Below are 15,781 nucleotides of genomic sequence, written 5' to 3'. Positions count from 1 at the left end.
AATCGATCGGGGTCACAGTGTCTCTCCCGTCTCTCTCGCGTCACGAGCGTCCAGCCCGAAGGCGTGCGCCAAGCGCTCCGGCATCAGAGCCTCCTCGACGGAACCGTGGAACAGGACGCGTCGCAGCAGCAGGGCTGCCTCGTCGGCGAGGTCGGGCAGGGCGTGGAGGTCGTGCGTCGAGACGAGTACGGTGCGGCCGGCGGCTGCGAGTTCGCGGAGGAGGCGCACGATCATCGCCTCACTGCGCTGATCCACGCCGGCGAACGGTTCGTCGAGGAGGAGCAACTCGGAATCCTGCGCGATGCATCTCGCGACGAACGCTCGCTTCTTCTGGCCTCCGGAAAGCGCCCCGATCTGGCGATCGCCGAGTTCCGCGAGCTCCACGCGCGCGAGCGCCTGCTCGACGGCGGCGCGGTCCGCGGCGCGCGGGCGACGGGTCACCCCGAGCCTGCCGTAGCGTCCCATCATCACGACATCGCGAACGGAGATGGGGAATGCCCAGTCGACGTCTTCGCTCTGCGGCACGTATGCGACGCGACCGCTGGACCGTGCGGCGGCGGGAGCCATGCCGTCGATGAGGACGCTGCCGAGCTCTGGGCGGACCGCGCCCATGATGGACTTGAAGAGCGTGGATTTCCCCGACCCGTTCATCCCAATGAGCCCGGTCACGCGGCCCGCCGCGACTTCCAGCGAAGCGTCGTCGAGCGCCACGACATCGCCGTAGCGCACGGTCACATGCTCTACCGAGATGGACGTCTTCATGACGCTTCCTCCGATTTCCCGCTGAGTGCGGAGACGATCACATCGGTGTCGTGCGCGAGCAAGTCGAGGTAGGTCGGGACCGGTCCGTCGGGGTCGGAGAGCGAGTCGACGTAGAGCGTGCCCCCGAAGGCGGCCCCAGAGGACTCTGCGACCTGCCGCATCGGGCGATCCGATACCGTCGACTCGCAGAACACTGCGGGAACCTGGTGCTCGCGGACGAACTCGATCGTGTCGGCGATCTGTCGAGGCGTCGCCTGCTGCTCGGCATTCACCGGCCAGATGTACCGCTCGGTGAGTCCCGCATCGCGCGCCAGATACGAGAACGCCCCTTCGCATGTGACGAGCGCGCGATGCGACTCGGGAAGCGCGTCGACGGCCTCGGTGAGCCGGTCATCGACCGCCTGGAGCTCGGAGCGGTAGGCTGCGCCCTGCGCCGCGAAGTCTTCGGCGTGCTCGGGGTCGAGCTCGCTGAAGGCGGCCACCATGCGATCGACGTAGATCTGCGCATTGCGTGGACTCATCCACGCGTGGGGATTCGGTTTCCCTGCATACGCGTCGCCGGCGATGTCGATGGGATCGACGTCCTCGGATACGACGACGTGCGGTGCGTCGGCCTGCTCGACGAAGCGCTTGAACCAGGCCTCGAGACCGAGTCCGTTGTCGAGAATGAGGTCGGCCTCCGATGCCTTGGCGATGTCGAGCGGGGTGGGCTCATAGCCGTGGATCTCGGCGCCGACCTTGGTGATGGAGCGCACCTCCACGTGTTCGCCTCCCACGTTGCGGGCGATGTCGGCGAGCACGGTGAAGGTCGTGAGCACGACCGGTCGTTCTCCCGCGGCATCCGTGCTCGAGGGGTCGGCAGCCGCCGTCGCGCATCCCGTCGCGAGGAGCACGACTCCGACCAGTGAGCAGATTGCCCGAGCGCTTCGTCGTCTTGGTCTCGGATGCACGTACCGCCACCTCTCGTGTAGTCGAATCTGAAAGTTCGGCATGGCGAACTTGATGCGATGCTAGCGGAATTCGACGTGTTTCGCGAGGCTCCTCCCGCTCCGGCGGGGCGGCGGCGGGGCGGCGGCGGGGTCGCGGATGCCGGCTGCTCGCTCCCGCGTCAGCGCATCCGGGCGCGTACACTGATCCGGGTGACCCTTCGTTCCCGACTTCCCGATCTCGGCCTGGTCGCACTCGGCGGTGCTCTCGGCTCGATCGCGCGGGTCGGCGTCTCGACGGCCATCGGCCCGGTCGACGCCACGGGCGGTTTCCCGCTCGCGACGCTCGTCGTGAACGTCTTCGGATCGTTCGCGCTCGGCGCGCTGATCGCGGGCACGACGGCGCGGGACGAGGTGCGTTGGCGGCGGCTGCGCCTGCTGCTCGGCACGGGTCTGCTCGGCGGCTTCACGACGTACAGTCTGCTCGCCGCAGACCTCGCGGCCTCGCTCCTGGACGAGCGATTCGGAATGGCGATGGGATACGCCTTCGCCACGGTGACCGGCGGTGCGATCGCGAGCGGGCTGGGAATGCTGCTCGGGCAACGGATCGCGAGGGCGCATACACGCCCCGTCGCATCGGAGGCGACCCGGTGAGCGACCTGTGGGCGGCCCTGAGCGTCGCAGCCGGGGGCGGTGCCGGAGCCGTCATCCGCTATCTGGTGGACAGCGCTTTCCCTGCCGACCGCCGCGCGAGGTTGCCCTGGGGAATCCTGACGGTGAATCTCACTGGATCGTTCGCAATCGGGGTGGTGACCGGTCTCGGACTGGAGCATCCGGCGGCCATGGTTGTCTCGGTCGGATTCCTCGGGGGCTATACGACATTCAGTACCGCGAGCGTCGACGCCGTGCAGCTCCTCGCGCGTCGTCGCTACGGCGCCGCGATCGCGAACGGCATCGGCGCGCTCGGAGCGGCGACGGGGCTCGCGATCTGCGGTGTGCTGCTCGGGGCGGCGCTCGCGTGACGCACGGGGTTGGTCGGGGCAGGAGGATCGGAGCCCGCTCGGTGCCTCGCCCGGCGGTGGTCAGCGGACGCGCTGTGCGCTGAATCGCATGTCGGGATGCGCGTATGCCTCTTGGGCCTCGACGAGCTGCAGCTCGCGGGAACCAGCAGCGTACGTGCGCTCGAGCAGCGCGAAGACACTCGCCGTCGTGCGCTCGAGGGCGTCGGCGCCATCGCCCGAGCGGCCGAAGTGGGCGGTGAAGAGCGCTGCGGTGACGTCTCCCGAGCCGTTGACCTTGAACGGGATGCGCGGCGTCTCGATGAGCCACGCGCCGGCATCGGTCACCGCGAGCATCTCGATCGCATCATCGGGCCGATCGGGGCGGTCGACGCTCGTCACCAGCACGGTGCTCGGGCCGGCGGCCCGAACGAGATCCACGGCGGCGAGCGTCGAATCCAACGTATCGGGTGAGGTGCCTGCGAGGAACCCGAGCTCGAACTGGTTCGGCGTGATGAGGTCTGCGCGCGGAACGACGCGGTCGCGGATGAGGTTCTGCACCTCGGGCGAGACGTGGCATCCCGATCGCGCATTGCCGAGCACCGGATCGCAGGCGTAGATCGCGTCGGGATTCGCCTCCTTGACGCGAGCTACCGCGTCGAGGATCGCGTCGCCGATGCTGTCGCCGCCCTGATAGCCGGACAGTACGGCGTCGACGTCGGAGAGCCCGCCCCGCTCTCCGATGCCGACGACGATTTCGCGGACGTCGTCTCCGGACATCATCGGGCCGCGCCACGATCCGTATCCCGTGTGATTCGAGAACATGACCGTGTATATCGGCATGACATCGACGCCGATGCGCTGCAGCGGGAACACTGCTGCGGAGTTCCCCACATGGCCGTACGAAACCGAGGACTGGATCGAGAGGATGCGCATGGCTTCGATCTTGCCAGTGGTCCGAGCAATGGACCAGTCTGCAAGGCCCGGGGCGGACCAGTTCGCGACGCCCGATCAAGCCGGGCGCAGCGAAGGCTCGCGCCCGCTCAGAGCTCCGTCGTGCCCGACCGGCCCGGGCCTTCGCTTCCGGTGATCTTGGCAGCGGCGATCTTTACGGCTGCGGCGACTTTTCCGCCCGGTACACCCCAGTACTGGGCCGACTCGCCGGTCACCCGGAGCAGCCCGAGGTTCGGGTCGTCGAGCCCGCCGTCGAAGTACGCGTCCACCTCGCCGTCCCAGAGCTCCCGCGCCTTCGCCTCATCGGTCACGAATTCGGCGAGTCCTGAGACGGAGAGCCAGCTGCCCGTCTCAGCGAAGGCGAGATTCACCTGAGGGTTCGCGCGAATCGCATCGGCCTGGTCTCCCTGGAGGCCGATGAAGAACCACACGTCGCCCGCATCGGTCACCTCCTGGGGAGTCATCGGGTGCGAAACGATTTTCCCGTCCGGGGTCGCCGTCGACAGCATGACGAAGCGCTCCTCGCGCATCACGTCGATCACGGTCTCGGGGGTCAGTTCGCGCGGTGTGCTCATGTCGGCCTCCAGTCGGTGGTGCGGGTCGTCGAAAGACGATTGGCGCCAGTCTTCCGCTGCCGCTTACCGAGCGACAAGCCCGTTGACAGCGCGTCAGATGCCTCTCCCCGGGGTCAGCGTTCCGAGCGGATCCAGTGCCCGCTTGATCGCCACCTGCACGCCCAGCGCGACTGGATCGAGCTGCCATCCGAGCTCGTGCCGTTTGACCGAGCCGATGCCGTGCTCGCCGGATATGGTGCCGCCGAGCGCGAGTGCAAGCCGCGTGATGTCGTCGATGACCGCGTCGGCTTCGCGAATGCCGACGGGTGTGTCGGGAGACTCGACGGTGCTGTGGAGATTGCCGTCGCCGGCGTGCGCGACCGTCGACACCCGCTTGCCGTGCTTCGCGGATATCTCGGCGATGCCGTGGAACACCTCCGCCAGGGCGGCGACGGGAACGCCGACATCGCAGGAGATCTTGAGTCCGCGTGCATTCAGCGCTGGATTCGAGAGGCGACGGGCCTCGAGCAGCGCGTCGGTTTCTGAGATCTCGGTATCGTCGGCTCCGACGTCCCGGCAGATGGCGGTGATGGCCTCCGCCTGCTCCTGGGCGTCCCACCCGACGGTCTGCCCGACGAGCATGGCGCCCGCCGGCACCGTGAGGCCACTGGGGTGGAACGACTCGATGATCTCGACGCTGAGGGCGTCCATCAACTCGAGCACCTCGGGGCGCGCCGCGCTGTTCACGATCGCGGTCACCGCCCGCCCGGCGTCCTCGAGCGTCCCGAAACTCGCGCGGAAGGTGCGGGGAGAGCCGGGCGGAACGGGCTTCAGCCTGACGGTCGCCTCGGTGATGACGCCGAGCGTTCCCTCTGACCCGACGAACAGCCGCGTCAGGTCGTATCCCACGACGTTCTTGCGGGTGCGCGCGCCGGACCGCATGACCCGGCCGTCTGCGAGCACGACTTCGAGCGCCGCGACCGCATCGCTCGTGACGCCGTGCGACACGCAGCGCAGGCCGCCGGCGTTCGTAGCGATATTGCCGCCCACCGTACTGATCCGCGCGCTCGCGGGGTCGGGTGGGAAGAACAGCCCGTGGTCACGAGCTGCGGCGTCGAGGTCGGCCGTCACGACCCCCGGCTGCACGGTTGCGAGCCGATTCGGCACGTCGATGTCGATAATGGTGCGCATCCGCTCGAGCGAGACGACGAGGCCGTCGGCGTAGGCCATCGCGCCCCCCGCGAGGCCGGTCCCGGCGCCGCGCACGCTCACCTTCACGCCTGCACGGTTCGCCCAGCCGAGTGCCGCCGCCACGTCAGCTGTCGATTCGGCGAGCACTACGGCGAGCGGTGCGCCCTCGGCCACCGCGCGCGACGTATCGACGGCGTACGGAGCGATCAACTCCGGGTCGCGGACGAGACGCGGCCCCAGCAGGGTGTGCAGCTCGTCGAGGTCGAAGTGCGGTTCGGGGTGGGATTCTGACACGTGCGCCTCCTTGCGGTCGAACTCAAGCGTAGTCCCGCATGGCGCAGGCGCTCCACGCTCCTCGCTGCAACGGGCTCATGAGAGGATGAACGGCATGACGGGAGCGAACGGGGCCGGACGCTACGCTCCGAGTCCTTCGGGGGATCTGCACGTCGGGAACCTGCGCACCGCGCTGCTCGCCTGGTGCTTCGCCCGAGCGAGCGGGCGGAGATTTCTCATGCGCGTGGAGGATCTGGATCGCGCCAGAGACGCCGGCGCGGCCGCACGGCAGCTGGACGACCTGTCCCGGATCGGCCTCGACTGGGACGGGGAGGCGGTGCTCCAGTCGGAGTTGGGTCGCGGGCACGACGCCGCGATCGACCGGCTCGCCGAGGCGGGCCTCGTGTACGAGTGCACGTGCACTCGAGCCGACATTCTCGCGGCCCCGAGTGCGCCGCACGCCCCGCCCGGCGCGTATCCCGGCACCTGCCGGGACCGCAGCGAGGCTGAGCGGGCTCGAGAGCGCCAGCGCATCGCGCCGCGTCGGCCCGCCCTGAGGCTGCGCGTGCCGACCGGTATGGCGGCCCCGGAGTTCGACGATCGGATTCGTGGCCGCGTTGTCGGAGAGATCGATGACTTCGTGCTGCGTCGCGGCGACGGGACGGTCGCCTACAACCTCGCCGTGGTCGTGGACGATGCCGCGATGGGCATCGACCAGGTGGTGCGCGGAGACGATCTCGTGACATCGACGCCGAGGCACATCGTGCTGCAGCGTCTGCTCGGGCTCCCGTCACCGCCCGATGTCGAGTTCGCGCACGTGCCGCTCGTGCTCGGGTCGTTGGGTGCCAGATTGGCCAAGCGCGACGGCGCCGTCACGCTCGCCGACCTGCGGAGTGCCGGCGCGAGCGCCGAGAAGGTGCTCGCGGTGCTCGCGCAGTCGCTCGATCTCGCTGCGCCTGGCGAACGCGTGCATCCGCAGCTGCTCGTCGAGCGATTCGATCCCGGCGCCCTGCCGCGATCGGCCTGGGTGTGGCCCGGCCTGGAGAACGCCGCTACTTCTTGAGCGCTTTGATGATGCGAGCGAGCGCTCGGCCGGCGACCCAGAGGAACGGGGTGCCGACGGCGAGCAGAGCGATGATGTTCGGCTCGAATCGGGTGGTGCCTTCGCGCGTGATGTAGGAGCCGACGGGAATGGAGAACCCGCCGCCGCCACCGCCTGATCCTTCTCCCTGGGCGACGCCCTCACCGGCACCGGCGCCTTCCCCGGCTCCGAAGCCGTAGGCCGTGTACGCCACCGGGATCAGTGTCGAACCGTCGACCTCGACGGGATCGCCGTACGCGGAGTGCACGCCGACCTCGACCAGGGTATCTGCGATCTGCTTCGTCAGGTGAGTCATGCGCCCCACACTACTCGCTCGCGCTAGTCTTCGGCAGCCCCGTGTCTCGACGGGCGCAGTGCCGCTGCAATCGGCCGTTTCGCTTCGATGTGGTCGCCCGATGACACGTGCTTGATCCGCCTGATCACCCACGGGACGAAGTGCTCGCGAGCCCAGACGACGTCCTCGCGACGTGCGGCCCGCCAGCTCCGCTCGGGGAGATCCGGCACCTCGAGCGGAGCGAGATCGTGAGGCACGCTGAGCGCCGCGAGCGCCGCCCGGGCGATGGTGTGGTGCCCGAGCGCGTTCAGGTGCAGTCGATCGCCGGCCCAGTAGCGGCTGTCGTGCAGTTCGTCGAGCGCCCACTGGTCGACGACGATGCAATCATGGCGTTGCGCGACCTTCCGCACGTTCTCGTTGAAGATGGCCACCTTGCCCCGGATCGAGCGGAAGACGGGCTGGAACGCGGTATCCACTCCGGTGAAGAGCATGATGGTCGCGCCGCCGACGCTCAGCCGCTCGACGATGCGCTCCAGCTTCGCTGCGACCTCGTCTGGATCCGTCCCAGGACGGATCACATCGTTGCCACCGGCGCAGATGCTGATGAGGTCTGGGCGGAGATCGAGGGCGGCGTCCACCTGTGTGTCGGCGATCTGCTGGATCAGCTTGCCGCGCACGGCGAGGTTCGCGTACGCGAAGTCCTCATCGAAGAGGCTCAGCACCTCCGCGACGCGATCGGCCCACCCGCGGAGCCCGCCCGGGCTGTCAGGATCGGGATCTCCCACGCCCTCGGTGAACGAGTCACCGAGGGCCACGAAACGCGACCACGGAAGTTCGACTCGGGTCTGCGGAGCGCCGTCATCCTGTGCCATTGCTTACCTCTGAGTGTCTGGGGCGGTGGGGGAGCCGCTCGCGGGCGTCGGCGAGGACGCAGCGGTCGGCTTACAGCGATAGTCTAGAACGTCGTGACAGATTCGGATCCGGGCCTCCACCTTCCTGGGACGAGTGCAGCCGAGCACCTGCCTCCCGCCTATCCCGAGCGCGCAGCGCACGGGACGGCGGGTACGCTGCGCGCCTGGCAGGAGGAGGCGATCAAACGCTACCTCGACGCGGCCCCGCGCGACTTCCTCGCCTCTGCGACGCCGGGAGCCGGCAAGACGACGTTCGCGCTCAGACTCGCGGCGATCCTGCGCTCCAATCACACCGTTCGGCAGATCATCGTCGTCGCCCCCACCGAGCATCTCAAGACGCAATGGGCGGACGCGGCCGCACGCGCGGGTATTCGGCTGAACCCGAATTACTCGAACAGCGACGGGCTCGCCTACGGGCGCCACTTTCACGGCGTCGCAGTGACGTACGCGCAGGTGGCGATGAAGCCGGTGCAGCACCGGCTGCTGACCGAGCACGAGGACACGCTCGTGATCATGGACGAGGTGCATCACGGCGGCGACGCGCTGAGCTGGGGCGACGCGATCCGTGAAGCCTACGGAAACGCGCGACGGCGGCTGTCCCTCACAGGAACCCCCTTCCGGTCAGATGAAGCGCCGATTCCCTTCGTGCAGTACGCGCCGCAGGGGGACGGGTCGCGCCTCTCCCTGACCGACTACGACTACGGATACGGGCGCGCGCTCGCGGATGGCATCGTGCGCCCGGTCATCTTCATGGTGTACGCCGGCAAGATGCGGTGGCAGACATCGGCGGGCGAGGAGATGGAGGCCGCGCTCGGCGAGGGCAACACGAAGGACGTGACCTCGCAGGCGTGGCGGACTGCGCTCGACCCAGCGGGAGACTGGATCGGCAAGGTGCTGCGCGCGGCCGATCGCCGGCTCACCGAGGTGCGGCAGCACGTGCACGATGCCGGAGGGCTCGTGATCGCGACCGACCACGCCTCGGCGCGGTCGTACGCCGCGCAGCTCAAGGACATCACGGGGGAGGACGTGGCGCTGATCCTCTCCGACGACGCCGGAGCGTCGGAGAAGATCGATGCCTTCTCGAGCGGGGAGCAGCGCTGGATGGTCGCCGTGCGCATGGTCTCGGAGGGTGTCGACGTGCCGCGGCTCTCCGTGGGCGTCTACGCGACGAGCTCCTCGACGCCGCTCTTCTTCGCGCAGGCGATCGGACGCTTCGTGCGCTCGCGCCGCCGCGGGGAGGTCGCCTCGGTGTTCATCCCCAACGTGCCGGCCCTCATGCAGCTCGCGGCTGAGCTCGAGAAAGAGCGGAACCATGTGCTCGAGGGCCCGAAGAGCGCCGAGGAGATGTGGGACGCCGAGGCCGCACTGATGGCGGAGGCTGAGCGAGGCGATCAGGCATCATCGGAGCTGGTCGAGGGGGAGACGTTCGTCTATCAGGCCCTCGCCTCCGACGCCCACTTCGACCGCGCGGTCTTCGATGGTGCTGAATTCGGCGGGTACGCCGAGGTGGAGACCGAGGAGGAACTCGATTTCCTCGGGTTCCCCGGGCTGCTCGAGCCACAAGAGGTGAAGGCGCTGCTGCAGCAGCGGCAGGCCAGGCAAGCACGCCGGAGCGCGGGGAAGCAGGGCATTCTCGAACACGCCCCCGACCGAGCCGAATCGCCGGAGGCGTTGCATCGTACGCTCGGGGAGCAGCGGAAGCTGCTGAGCTCGCTCGTGGGCATGTACGCGAAGGTCTCTGGCGAAGCGCACAAAGACATCCACACCGAGCTCCGTCGGGTCTGCGGCGGGCCTGCGGTGGCGCAGGCATCGGTCACGCAGCTGCAGAAGCGGATCGAGTTGCTGCGCCGACGGCTCCGGCCGTGAGCGGCTCGTTCGCCCGCTGGTGCGGGGCGCTGGGAGCCGACGCGCGCGAGATCCCGGGTCGATTCGATCAGCCCTCGAGATCCGTGCTAAGTTATCTTCTGTTCGGCCGATGAAGGTTCCGAATCGTTCGCGCGGGTGGCGGAATGGCAGACGCGCTAGCTTGAGGTGCTAGTGCCCGTATTAGGGCGTGGGGGTTCAAGTCCCCCTCCGCGCACGTGAACGAAAGAGGCTCTCCGAGAGGAGGGCCTCTTTTGCGTTACCGTCAGGGGAGGAGTGGACGATGAACGATTCGCGCGGAGAACGCACCCGGAGAGGGGCTTCGAGCGCCGATCCGACGAAGGTGACGCAGCAACCCTCCCTCACCACGGCGTCCGGGACCATCTGGGTGGTCATGGGGAGCCTCCTGCTCGTCGCGGGTGCGGTTCCGGTCGTCGCGATCATCGCGCTCCGACCCGGACCGATGGTCCCGGTCGCGGTGGCGACGGGAGCGCTCATGCTCGCCTGCACCTGCGTCCTGTTCATCGCCCGCTTCGCCGTGCAGCGGGGACCCCTTCGGCTGCGGGTCATGGCCGCCTCGATGATCGCCTCCGCCGTCGTCGGAGTGCTCGGTTTGCTGCTCTGCATCGTGATCCAGGGCAGCTGAGCGTCCACCGGGCTACGCTGGAAGCATGAGCCTCGAGACCTCCGAGCACGCGCTGTCTGAAACGGCCCGCGTTGCGCGCGATCTGATCCGCATCGACACGTCCAACCGCGGGGGCGGGGATGCCGAGCCCGAGCGGCCGGCGGCCGATTACGTCGCGGCGTACCTACGCGAGCTCGGTCTCGAGCCGGAGATCTTCGAGAGCGACCCCGGTCGCGCGAGCGTCATCGCGCGGGTTGCGGGAGCCGACGCATCGCTGCCGGCACTGGTGCTCCACGGACACCTCGACGTCGTGCCGGCGGATCCCGCGAACTGGTCCGTCGACCCGTTCGCCGGCGTGATCAAGGACGGCATGCTGTGGGGGCGCGGCGCGGTCGACATGAAGGACATGGACGCCATGATCCTCACCGCCGTCGCCGAACTGCTGCGGGGCGGCGAGCGGCCGCGACGCGACGTGATTCTCGCCTTCTTCGCCGATGAGGAGAACGGCGGCGTGTACGGCGCCCAGCATCTCGTGCGGAACCACCCGGAGCTGTTCGCGGGAGCGGAGACGGCGATCAGCGAAGTCGGCGGGTATTCGATCGATATCGCGGGCACGCGGGCCTACCTCGTGCAGACGGGTGAGAAGTCGCTCGAGTGGATTCGGCTGCGGGCGCGCGGCACGGCCGCCCACGGCTCCCGCGTCTGGCACGACAACGCCGTGACCCGCCTCGCCGAAGCGATCGCCGCACTCGGACGGCACGAGTGGCCGGTGACGCTCACCGACACCACCAGAGACCTGGTCGACGCCATCGCCGAGATCCTGGGGGAGGACCCGCACGTCGTATCCCCGGAAGATCTCGTGCTCCGCTTGGGCAAGGGCGGCGGATTCATCCAGGCCAGCCTGCGCAGCACCAGCAACCCGACCGTGCTGCAGGCGGGATACAAGCACAACGTCATTCCCGACACGGCGGAGGCGCTCGTCGACGTGCGCGCGCTGCCGGCCGATCAGGAGTCGATCCTCGACCAGATCCGTGCGATCGTCGGCGACGACATCGAGCTGGAGCAGGTGCACTCCGATATCGGTCTCGAGGTGCCGTTCGCCGGGGAGCTGGTGGACGCCATGACGGCGTGTCTGAAGCGCGCCGACCCAGAAGCCCGCGTGCTGCCGTATCTGCTCTCCGGCGGCACCGACAACAAGTCGCTGGCACGGTTGGGCATCACGGGCTACGGGTTCGCTCCGCTGCGGCTTCCCGCGGATCTCGACTTTCCCGGCATGTTCCACGGCGTCGATGAACGTGTTCCGCTCGAAGCCCTCGACTTCGGCCACGGCGTGCTCGTGGACCTGCTCCGCACCTACTGAATCGTCGGCGCCCGGGCCCGCCCTCACGGGTTCTCAGTGCGCTGTGAGCTAGTCTGGACGGCGGTCCAAACCCGGCGCGGTCGGTTCGCGCGCGTGGTGCAGCCAGGAAAGGAATCATGGGAATCTTCGAGGCGATCCTCCTGGGAATCATTCAGGGACTCACCGAGTTTCTGCCCATCTCGTCGAGTGCGCATCTGCGCATCGCGAGCGAACTGCTCGGCATCGGCGACGCGGGTGCGGCGTTCACCGCGATCACTCAGATCGGAACGGAAGCCGCCGTCATCGTGTTCTTCTGGCGCGACATCGTGCGCATCATCGGACGCTGGGCGCAGTCGCTGGGCGGGAAGCGCGTGCCTCGGAACGATCCGGACGCGCTCATGGGGTGGTGGATCATCATCGGCACCGTTCCGATCGTCGTGCTGGGGCTGCTGTTCCAGGATCAGATCGAGACGACGCTCCGCTCCCTCTGGTTCGTCGCCATCAGCCTCATCGTCTTCGGCCTGCTGCTCGGCGTGGCCGACCGCGTCGGCCAGAAGGTGCGCCCCATCGAAGCGCTCACCTGGAAGCACGGTCTCGTCTACGGATTCGCTCAGGCCCTCGCCCTGATCCCGGGCGTCTCTCGCTCGGGCGGCACGATCACCGCTGGGCTCCTCATGGGGTACACGCGCGAAGCCGCGGCCCGCTACTCCTTCCTGCTCGCGATTCCAGCTGTGCTGGGGTCCGGCTTCTACCAGGTGTTCAAAGCGCTGCGCGCTCCCGCAGGCGAAACCCCCATGGGACTCACCGCGGTGGCCACGGTGGTCGCATTCGTCATCGCACTCTTCGTCATCGGTCTCTTCATGAAGTACATCTCGAAGCGCAGCTTCATGCCGTTCGTCGTCTACCGTGTGCTGATCGGCGGGATCATCATCGTGCTCCTCGCGACCGGCGTACTCTCAGCCGATGGCGGGGCATCCGTCGCCGAAGGCGCTGCAGCCGTGCACGCGGTGACGGCGGGGGGTGTTCGATGAGAACCTGGACCCCGCCCGAGCTCCCCGCGCTGCCGGGAACCGGCGTCGCGCCGAAACTCTTCAACACCGCCACCGAGCGCCTCGAGTACCCGGCCATTCCCGAGGGACGCGCGCACCTTTACGTCTGCGGCATCACGCCATACGACGCGACGCACCTCGGGCACGCGTTCACCTACCTCGCGTTCGACATCATGCAGCGCGCGTGGCGCGACGCCGGGATCGAAACGGTCTACGCGCAGAACATCACTGACGTCGACGACCCCCTGCTCGATCGCGCGAACGCCACCGGAGCCGATTGGCGCGCGCTCGCGGACGAGCAGATCGGACTCTTCCGCTCCGACATGCATCGCATGGGCATGCTGCCGCCCGAGCACTACATCGCGGTGACCGAGCAGATCGATGAGATCGCCGCCGCGGTGCGCGAGCTACTCGACCGCGGCTTCGCCTACACGGTGCCCACCGCAGACGCTGCCGGCGACGACATCTACTTCGATACGGCCGCCGCCGAGCGGGACTCGCAGTGGCGGCTCGGCGACGTCGCTCCGTACGACCGCGAGACGATGCTCCGGTTGAGCGCCGAGCGCGGGGGAGACCCCGAGCGTCCGGGCAAGCGGGGCCCGCTCGACCCGCTGCTCTGGAGGGCGGAGCGCGCCGGGGAGCCGAGTTGGGAGACCCCGGTGGGGTCGGGGCGCCCAGGGTGGCATATCGAGTGCTCCGTGATTGCACGCGGTGCGCTCGGTGGAGCGTTCACCGTGCAGGGCGGGGGCTCCGATCTGGTGTTCCCGCATCACGAATTCACCGCCGCGCACGCGACCGCCCTTTCGGGCACGCCCCTGGCTCACGCCTACTGTCACGCAGGGCTCGTCTCGTACCACGGGCACAAGATGTCGAAATCGAGGGGCAATCTCGTCTTCGTCTCGCGGCTGCTCGACGGAGGAGCCGACCCCTCGGCGATCCGGTTGGGGCTTCTCGCCCACCACTACCGCTCCGAGTGGGAATGGCACGACAGCGACCTCGCGGTGGCGCAGCGACGGCTGGAGGCCTGGCGGGCCGGGCTGCTGCGCGAGAGCGAGGATCCGACTCCCGCCGCCGCCGTGGTGCGCCAGCTGCGGTCGGCGATCGCCAACGACCTCGATACGCCCGTGATGCTGGCGACCCTCGACGCAGCGCTCGATCAAGGCGTCGACGCACCGGGGCTCGTGGCCGATGCGGTGCTCGCGCTGCTCGGAGTGCAGCTCTAGTACGACCGGGGTGACCCGGGCCCGTCTCAGGCCGAGCCGGGCTCGGAGTCGTCCTCCCGGCGGTCCGCAGGGCCGTCCGGAGTCTCCGGACTGCCGGGCGTCTCTCGATCCGTATCGTACTCAGGATCCGCGACGGAATCCGACGCACCCGAGCGCCGCGACCCCGCGTCGGGAACCTCGACATCGCGCGCGAACCGCGGCCCGCCCTTCAGGAACTTCTCGAATTCGAGGGCGATCGCGTCTCCGGTGGTCTCCGCGGCGAGTTCCTCGTCCCGCGATTCCTCGAGTCGGCGGATATACCTCGACATGTCCTCGTCGGCGTCGGCGATGCGATTGATGTTCGCCTCCCACTCGTTCGCCTGAACGAGCAGCTCTCCGCGCGGGATGACGATGTCGAGCAGTTCTTCGAGCTTGTCGAGCAGCGCGAGCGAGGCCTTGGGAGACGGCGTGCTGTGCACGTAATGCGGCACCTGCGCCCAGAGCGACAGCGTCTCGATGCCCGCCTCGGCGAGCGCCAGATCGATGACCGTGGAGATGCCGGCCGGCCCCTCGTACGTGCTTCGCACGGCTCCGACTGCGTCGCGGCGCGCCTCGTGCTCCGACGTCACGGTGGTGACGATCGGCCGCGTGTGGGGCGCATCGGAGAACATCGACCCGAGGATGATGACGAGATCGATCGCCCAGACATCGACCAGCTCGACGATCTCGTCGGCGAAGTTCTGCCAGTCCCTCGCCGGCTCGACGCCCGCGAGGAGGAAGAGATCCCGAACCGGGCTCCCGTCGATGCGTCGCACCGTTTCACCGTCAGCGGGTTCCGGAGAGACGACGGCATCCGACGACTCGCCCGGGCGCTGCACCGGACCGAACAACCGGGTGTCGGGCCATTCGAGCACCCGCTTGCCCGACTCGTCGAAGAGCACTTTCGGGCGGTGCACCTGGAAGTCGACGTACCCCTCGGCGCCGATCTCGTGGAGCACCTCGGCATCGATCAGACCGGCGAGGTGCTGCAGCACCTCCGTCGTCGCGTCGCCGGCGTCGCTCCAGCCCTGGAACGCGACGATCAGGACGCGGGAATGCGGGGCCGAGGGTGTGGACATAGGCTCAAGGGTATCGGCTGACGAACAGTACACTGGTTCGGATGAACGCATTCCTCTCTGAGCGGACACTCGACGCTCGTCCCGCCGCCGTCCTCTGGGATATGGACGGCACACTGATCGACTCCGAACCGCTCTGGCTCGCATCGGAGCTGGCGATGCTCGGTCGCTACGGGATCGAACTGACGTCCGAGATCCGCGACTCGCTCATCGGCTCGGGGCTTCGCGCCGCCGCGCGGCGATTCCAGGAACTCGGTGTTCCCATGACGGTCGACGACATCATCGCGGAGTGGACGGCCGGCGTGATCGCCGGGCTCAGCGCGGAGGAGCCCATGTGGCGGCCCGGCGCCGTCGAACTGCTGGAGTCGCTGCGCGACTCGGGTATCCCCTGCGTACTCGTGACCATGGCTGTGCGGGAGATCGCCGATGCGGTCGTGGCCCTGCTTCCCGACCGTCTCTTCACCCACATCATCGGCGGCGATGAGGTCCCGCACGAGAAGCCGCACCCCGAGCCGTACCGCATGGGCGCGGCTCTGCTCGGCGTCGATATCGAGGAGTGCGTCGCCCTCGAGGACTCCGTCACGGGCCTGCGCTCCGCTCACGCTTCCGGGGCCGTTGCCTTCGGCATTCCGAATCTGATCGA

At 68.5% G+C, this 15,781-nt stretch carries 16 protein-coding genes, 1 tRNA gene and 1 pseudogene; 10 read left to right on the top strand and 8 right to left on the bottom strand.

The features are described 5' to 3' along the window. Positions 1-12: 12 nt before the first annotated feature. Both JSQ98_RS04060 and JSQ98_RS04055 read right to left on the bottom strand, forming a co-directional pair. Positions 13-762 carry a metal ABC transporter ATP-binding protein gene (locus tag JSQ98_RS04060; protein ID WP_090149158.1) on the bottom strand — a complete coding sequence of 250 codons (750 nt, stop codon included), beginning with the start codon at positions 760-762 and terminating at the stop codon, positions 13-15. After that, positions 759-1,754: a metal ABC transporter substrate-binding protein gene (locus JSQ98_RS04055; protein WP_211648481.1), complete on the bottom strand. Its 996-nt coding sequence runs from the start codon at positions 1,752-1,754 to the stop codon at positions 759-761. The genes JSQ98_RS04060 and JSQ98_RS04055 overlap by 4 nt, the downstream gene beginning before the upstream one ends. Before the next feature lie 147 nt (positions 1,755-1,901). On the opposite strand from JSQ98_RS04055, the gene JSQ98_RS04050 reads away from it, so the two are divergent. Further along, on the top strand, positions 1,902-2,342 hold the full coding sequence (locus JSQ98_RS04050) for a fluoride efflux transporter FluC (protein WP_346728711.1): 441 nt from the start codon (positions 1,902-1,904) through the stop codon (positions 2,340-2,342). Next, complete coding sequence (gene crcB / locus JSQ98_RS04045) at positions 2,339-2,710, top strand: fluoride efflux transporter CrcB (RefSeq protein ID WP_211648477.1); 372 nt, start codon at positions 2,339-2,341, stop codon at positions 2,708-2,710. The genes JSQ98_RS04050 and crcB overlap by 4 nt, the downstream gene beginning before the upstream one ends. 60 nt (positions 2,711-2,770) lie before the next feature. On the opposite strand, the gene pdxY is transcribed toward crcB, so the two are convergent. The 3 genes from pdxY to JSQ98_RS04030 all read right to left on the bottom strand — a co-directional run bounded on the left by pdxY (position 2,771) and on the right by JSQ98_RS04030 (position 5,679). Continuing rightward, positions 2,771-3,622, bottom strand: a complete 852-nt coding sequence (gene pdxY, locus JSQ98_RS04040) for a pyridoxal kinase PdxY (protein ID WP_211648475.1) — start codon at positions 3,620-3,622, stop codon at positions 2,771-2,773. Between the two features lie 107 nt (positions 3,623-3,729). Next, a complete protein-coding gene (locus tag JSQ98_RS04035; protein ID WP_090149146.1) occupies positions 3,730-4,215 on the bottom strand; it encodes a pyridoxamine 5'-phosphate oxidase family protein in 486 nt (161 codons plus the stop codon). 93 nt (positions 4,216-4,308) lie between these two features. After that, entirely contained in the window at positions 4,309-5,679 is a 1,371-nt protein-coding gene (locus tag JSQ98_RS04030) for an FAD-binding oxidoreductase (RefSeq protein ID WP_211648473.1), read from the bottom strand. A 94-nt stretch (positions 5,680-5,773) separates the two neighbouring features. Between JSQ98_RS04030 and gluQRS the strand changes: the two genes are divergently transcribed. Beyond that, a complete protein-coding gene (gene gluQRS / locus JSQ98_RS04025) occupies positions 5,774-6,721 on the top strand; it encodes a tRNA glutamyl-Q(34) synthetase GluQRS (protein ID WP_211648471.1) in 948 nt (315 codons plus the stop codon). On the opposite strand, the gene JSQ98_RS04020 is transcribed toward gluQRS, so the two are convergent. Further along, positions 6,711-7,055 (bottom strand): spore germination protein GerW family protein, encoded by a 345-nt coding sequence (locus JSQ98_RS04020; RefSeq protein ID WP_090149140.1) that lies wholly within the window; start codon positions 7,053-7,055, stop codon positions 6,711-6,713. The genes gluQRS and JSQ98_RS04020 overlap by 11 nt on opposite strands. A 23-nt stretch (positions 7,056-7,078) precedes the next feature. Continuing rightward, positions 7,079-7,906 (bottom strand): SGNH/GDSL hydrolase family protein, encoded by an 828-nt coding sequence (locus JSQ98_RS04015; RefSeq protein WP_090149137.1) that lies wholly within the window; start codon positions 7,904-7,906, stop codon positions 7,079-7,081. Between the two features lie 93 nt (positions 7,907-7,999). Here JSQ98_RS04015 and JSQ98_RS04010 point away from each other — a divergent pair, with 93 nt between their 5' ends. The 6 genes from JSQ98_RS04010 (at position 8,000) to mshC (ending at position 14,044) form a co-directional block, all read left to right on the top strand. Next, complete coding sequence (locus JSQ98_RS04010; RefSeq protein ID WP_090149134.1) at positions 8,000-9,811, top strand: DEAD/DEAH box helicase family protein; 1,812 nt, start codon at positions 8,000-8,002, stop codon at positions 9,809-9,811. A 129-nt stretch (positions 9,812-9,940) separates the two neighbouring features. Beyond that, positions 9,941-10,025: transfer RNA gene (locus JSQ98_RS04005), tRNA-Leu, on the top strand. Between the two features lie 66 nt (positions 10,026-10,091). Then, positions 10,092-10,454: a hypothetical protein gene (locus JSQ98_RS04000; protein WP_211648469.1), complete on the top strand. Its 363-nt coding sequence runs from the start codon at positions 10,092-10,094 to the stop codon at positions 10,452-10,454. A 25-nt stretch (positions 10,455-10,479) separates the two neighbouring features. Further along, positions 10,480-11,793, top strand: coding sequence for a M20/M25/M40 family metallo-hydrolase (locus JSQ98_RS03995; protein ID WP_090149128.1), 1,314 nt, complete (start codon positions 10,480-10,482; stop codon positions 11,791-11,793). A 116-nt stretch (positions 11,794-11,909) separates the two neighbouring features. Beyond that, a complete protein-coding gene (locus JSQ98_RS03990) occupies positions 11,910-12,803 on the top strand; it encodes an undecaprenyl-diphosphate phosphatase (protein WP_211648468.1) in 894 nt (297 codons plus the stop codon). Next, positions 12,800-14,044 (top strand): cysteine--1-D-myo-inosityl 2-amino-2-deoxy-alpha-D-glucopyranoside ligase, encoded by a 1,245-nt coding sequence (gene mshC, locus JSQ98_RS03985; protein WP_211648465.1) that lies wholly within the window; start codon positions 12,800-12,802, stop codon positions 14,042-14,044. The genes JSQ98_RS03990 and mshC overlap by 4 nt, the downstream gene beginning before the upstream one ends. 26 nt (positions 14,045-14,070) lie before the next feature. Here mshC and JSQ98_RS03980 read toward each other — a convergent pair whose 3' ends face one another. Further along, positions 14,071-15,141 carry a PAC2 family protein gene (locus tag JSQ98_RS03980; RefSeq protein WP_211648463.1) on the bottom strand — a complete coding sequence of 357 codons (1,071 nt, stop codon included), beginning with the start codon at positions 15,139-15,141 and terminating at the stop codon, positions 14,071-14,073. Between the two features lie 41 nt (positions 15,142-15,182). On the opposite strand from JSQ98_RS03980, the pseudogene JSQ98_RS14985 reads away from it, so the two are divergent. Then, positions 15,183-15,752: pseudogene (locus JSQ98_RS14985) on the top strand (HAD family hydrolase); the annotation flags it as partial. Positions 15,753-15,781 lie beyond the last annotated feature (29 nt).

The organism is Leucobacter manosquensis, assembly GCF_018304845.1.
In the GTDB taxonomy this organism is placed as follows: Bacteria; Actinomycetota; Actinomycetes; order Actinomycetales; family Microbacteriaceae; genus Leucobacter; species Leucobacter alluvii.
Note: the sequence above shows the minus strand (reverse complement) of the source record. Positions and strands in the feature narration are given on the sequence as shown.

Coding starts and splice junctions, on each gene's coding strand:
- JSQ98_RS03980 (WP_211648463.1), bottom strand. CDS start 15,141: ATGTCCACACCCTCGGCCCCGCATTCCCGCGTCCTGATCGTCGCGTTC.
- gluQRS (WP_211648471.1), top strand. CDS start 5,774: ATGACGGGAGCGAACGGGGCCGGACGCTACGCTCCGAGTCCTTCGGGG.
- JSQ98_RS04035 (WP_090149146.1), bottom strand. CDS start 4,215: ATGAGCACACCGCGCGAACTGACCCCCGAGACCGTGATCGACGTGATG.
- mshC (WP_211648465.1), top strand. CDS start 12,800: ATGAGAACCTGGACCCCGCCCGAGCTCCCCGCGCTGCCGGGAACCGGC.
- JSQ98_RS03995 (WP_090149128.1), top strand. CDS start 10,480: ATGAGCCTCGAGACCTCCGAGCACGCGCTGTCTGAAACGGCCCGCGTT.
- JSQ98_RS04020 (WP_090149140.1), bottom strand. CDS start 7,055: ATGACTCACCTGACGAAGCAGATCGCAGATACCCTGGTCGAGGTCGGC.
- JSQ98_RS04060 (WP_090149158.1), bottom strand. CDS start 762: ATGAAGACGTCCATCTCGGTAGAGCATGTGACCGTGCGCTACGGCGAT.
- JSQ98_RS03990 (WP_211648468.1), top strand. CDS start 11,910: ATGGGAATCTTCGAGGCGATCCTCCTGGGAATCATTCAGGGACTCACC.
- JSQ98_RS04000 (WP_211648469.1), top strand. CDS start 10,092: ATGAACGATTCGCGCGGAGAACGCACCCGGAGAGGGGCTTCGAGCGCC.
- JSQ98_RS04015 (WP_090149137.1), bottom strand. CDS start 7,906: ATGGCACAGGATGACGGCGCTCCGCAGACCCGAGTCGAACTTCCGTGG.
- JSQ98_RS04055 (WP_211648481.1), bottom strand. CDS start 1,754: ATGCCGAACTTTCAGATTCGACTACACGAGAGGTGGCGGTACGTGCAT.
- pdxY (WP_211648475.1), bottom strand. CDS start 3,622: ATGCGCATCCTCTCGATCCAGTCCTCGGTTTCGTACGGCCATGTGGGG.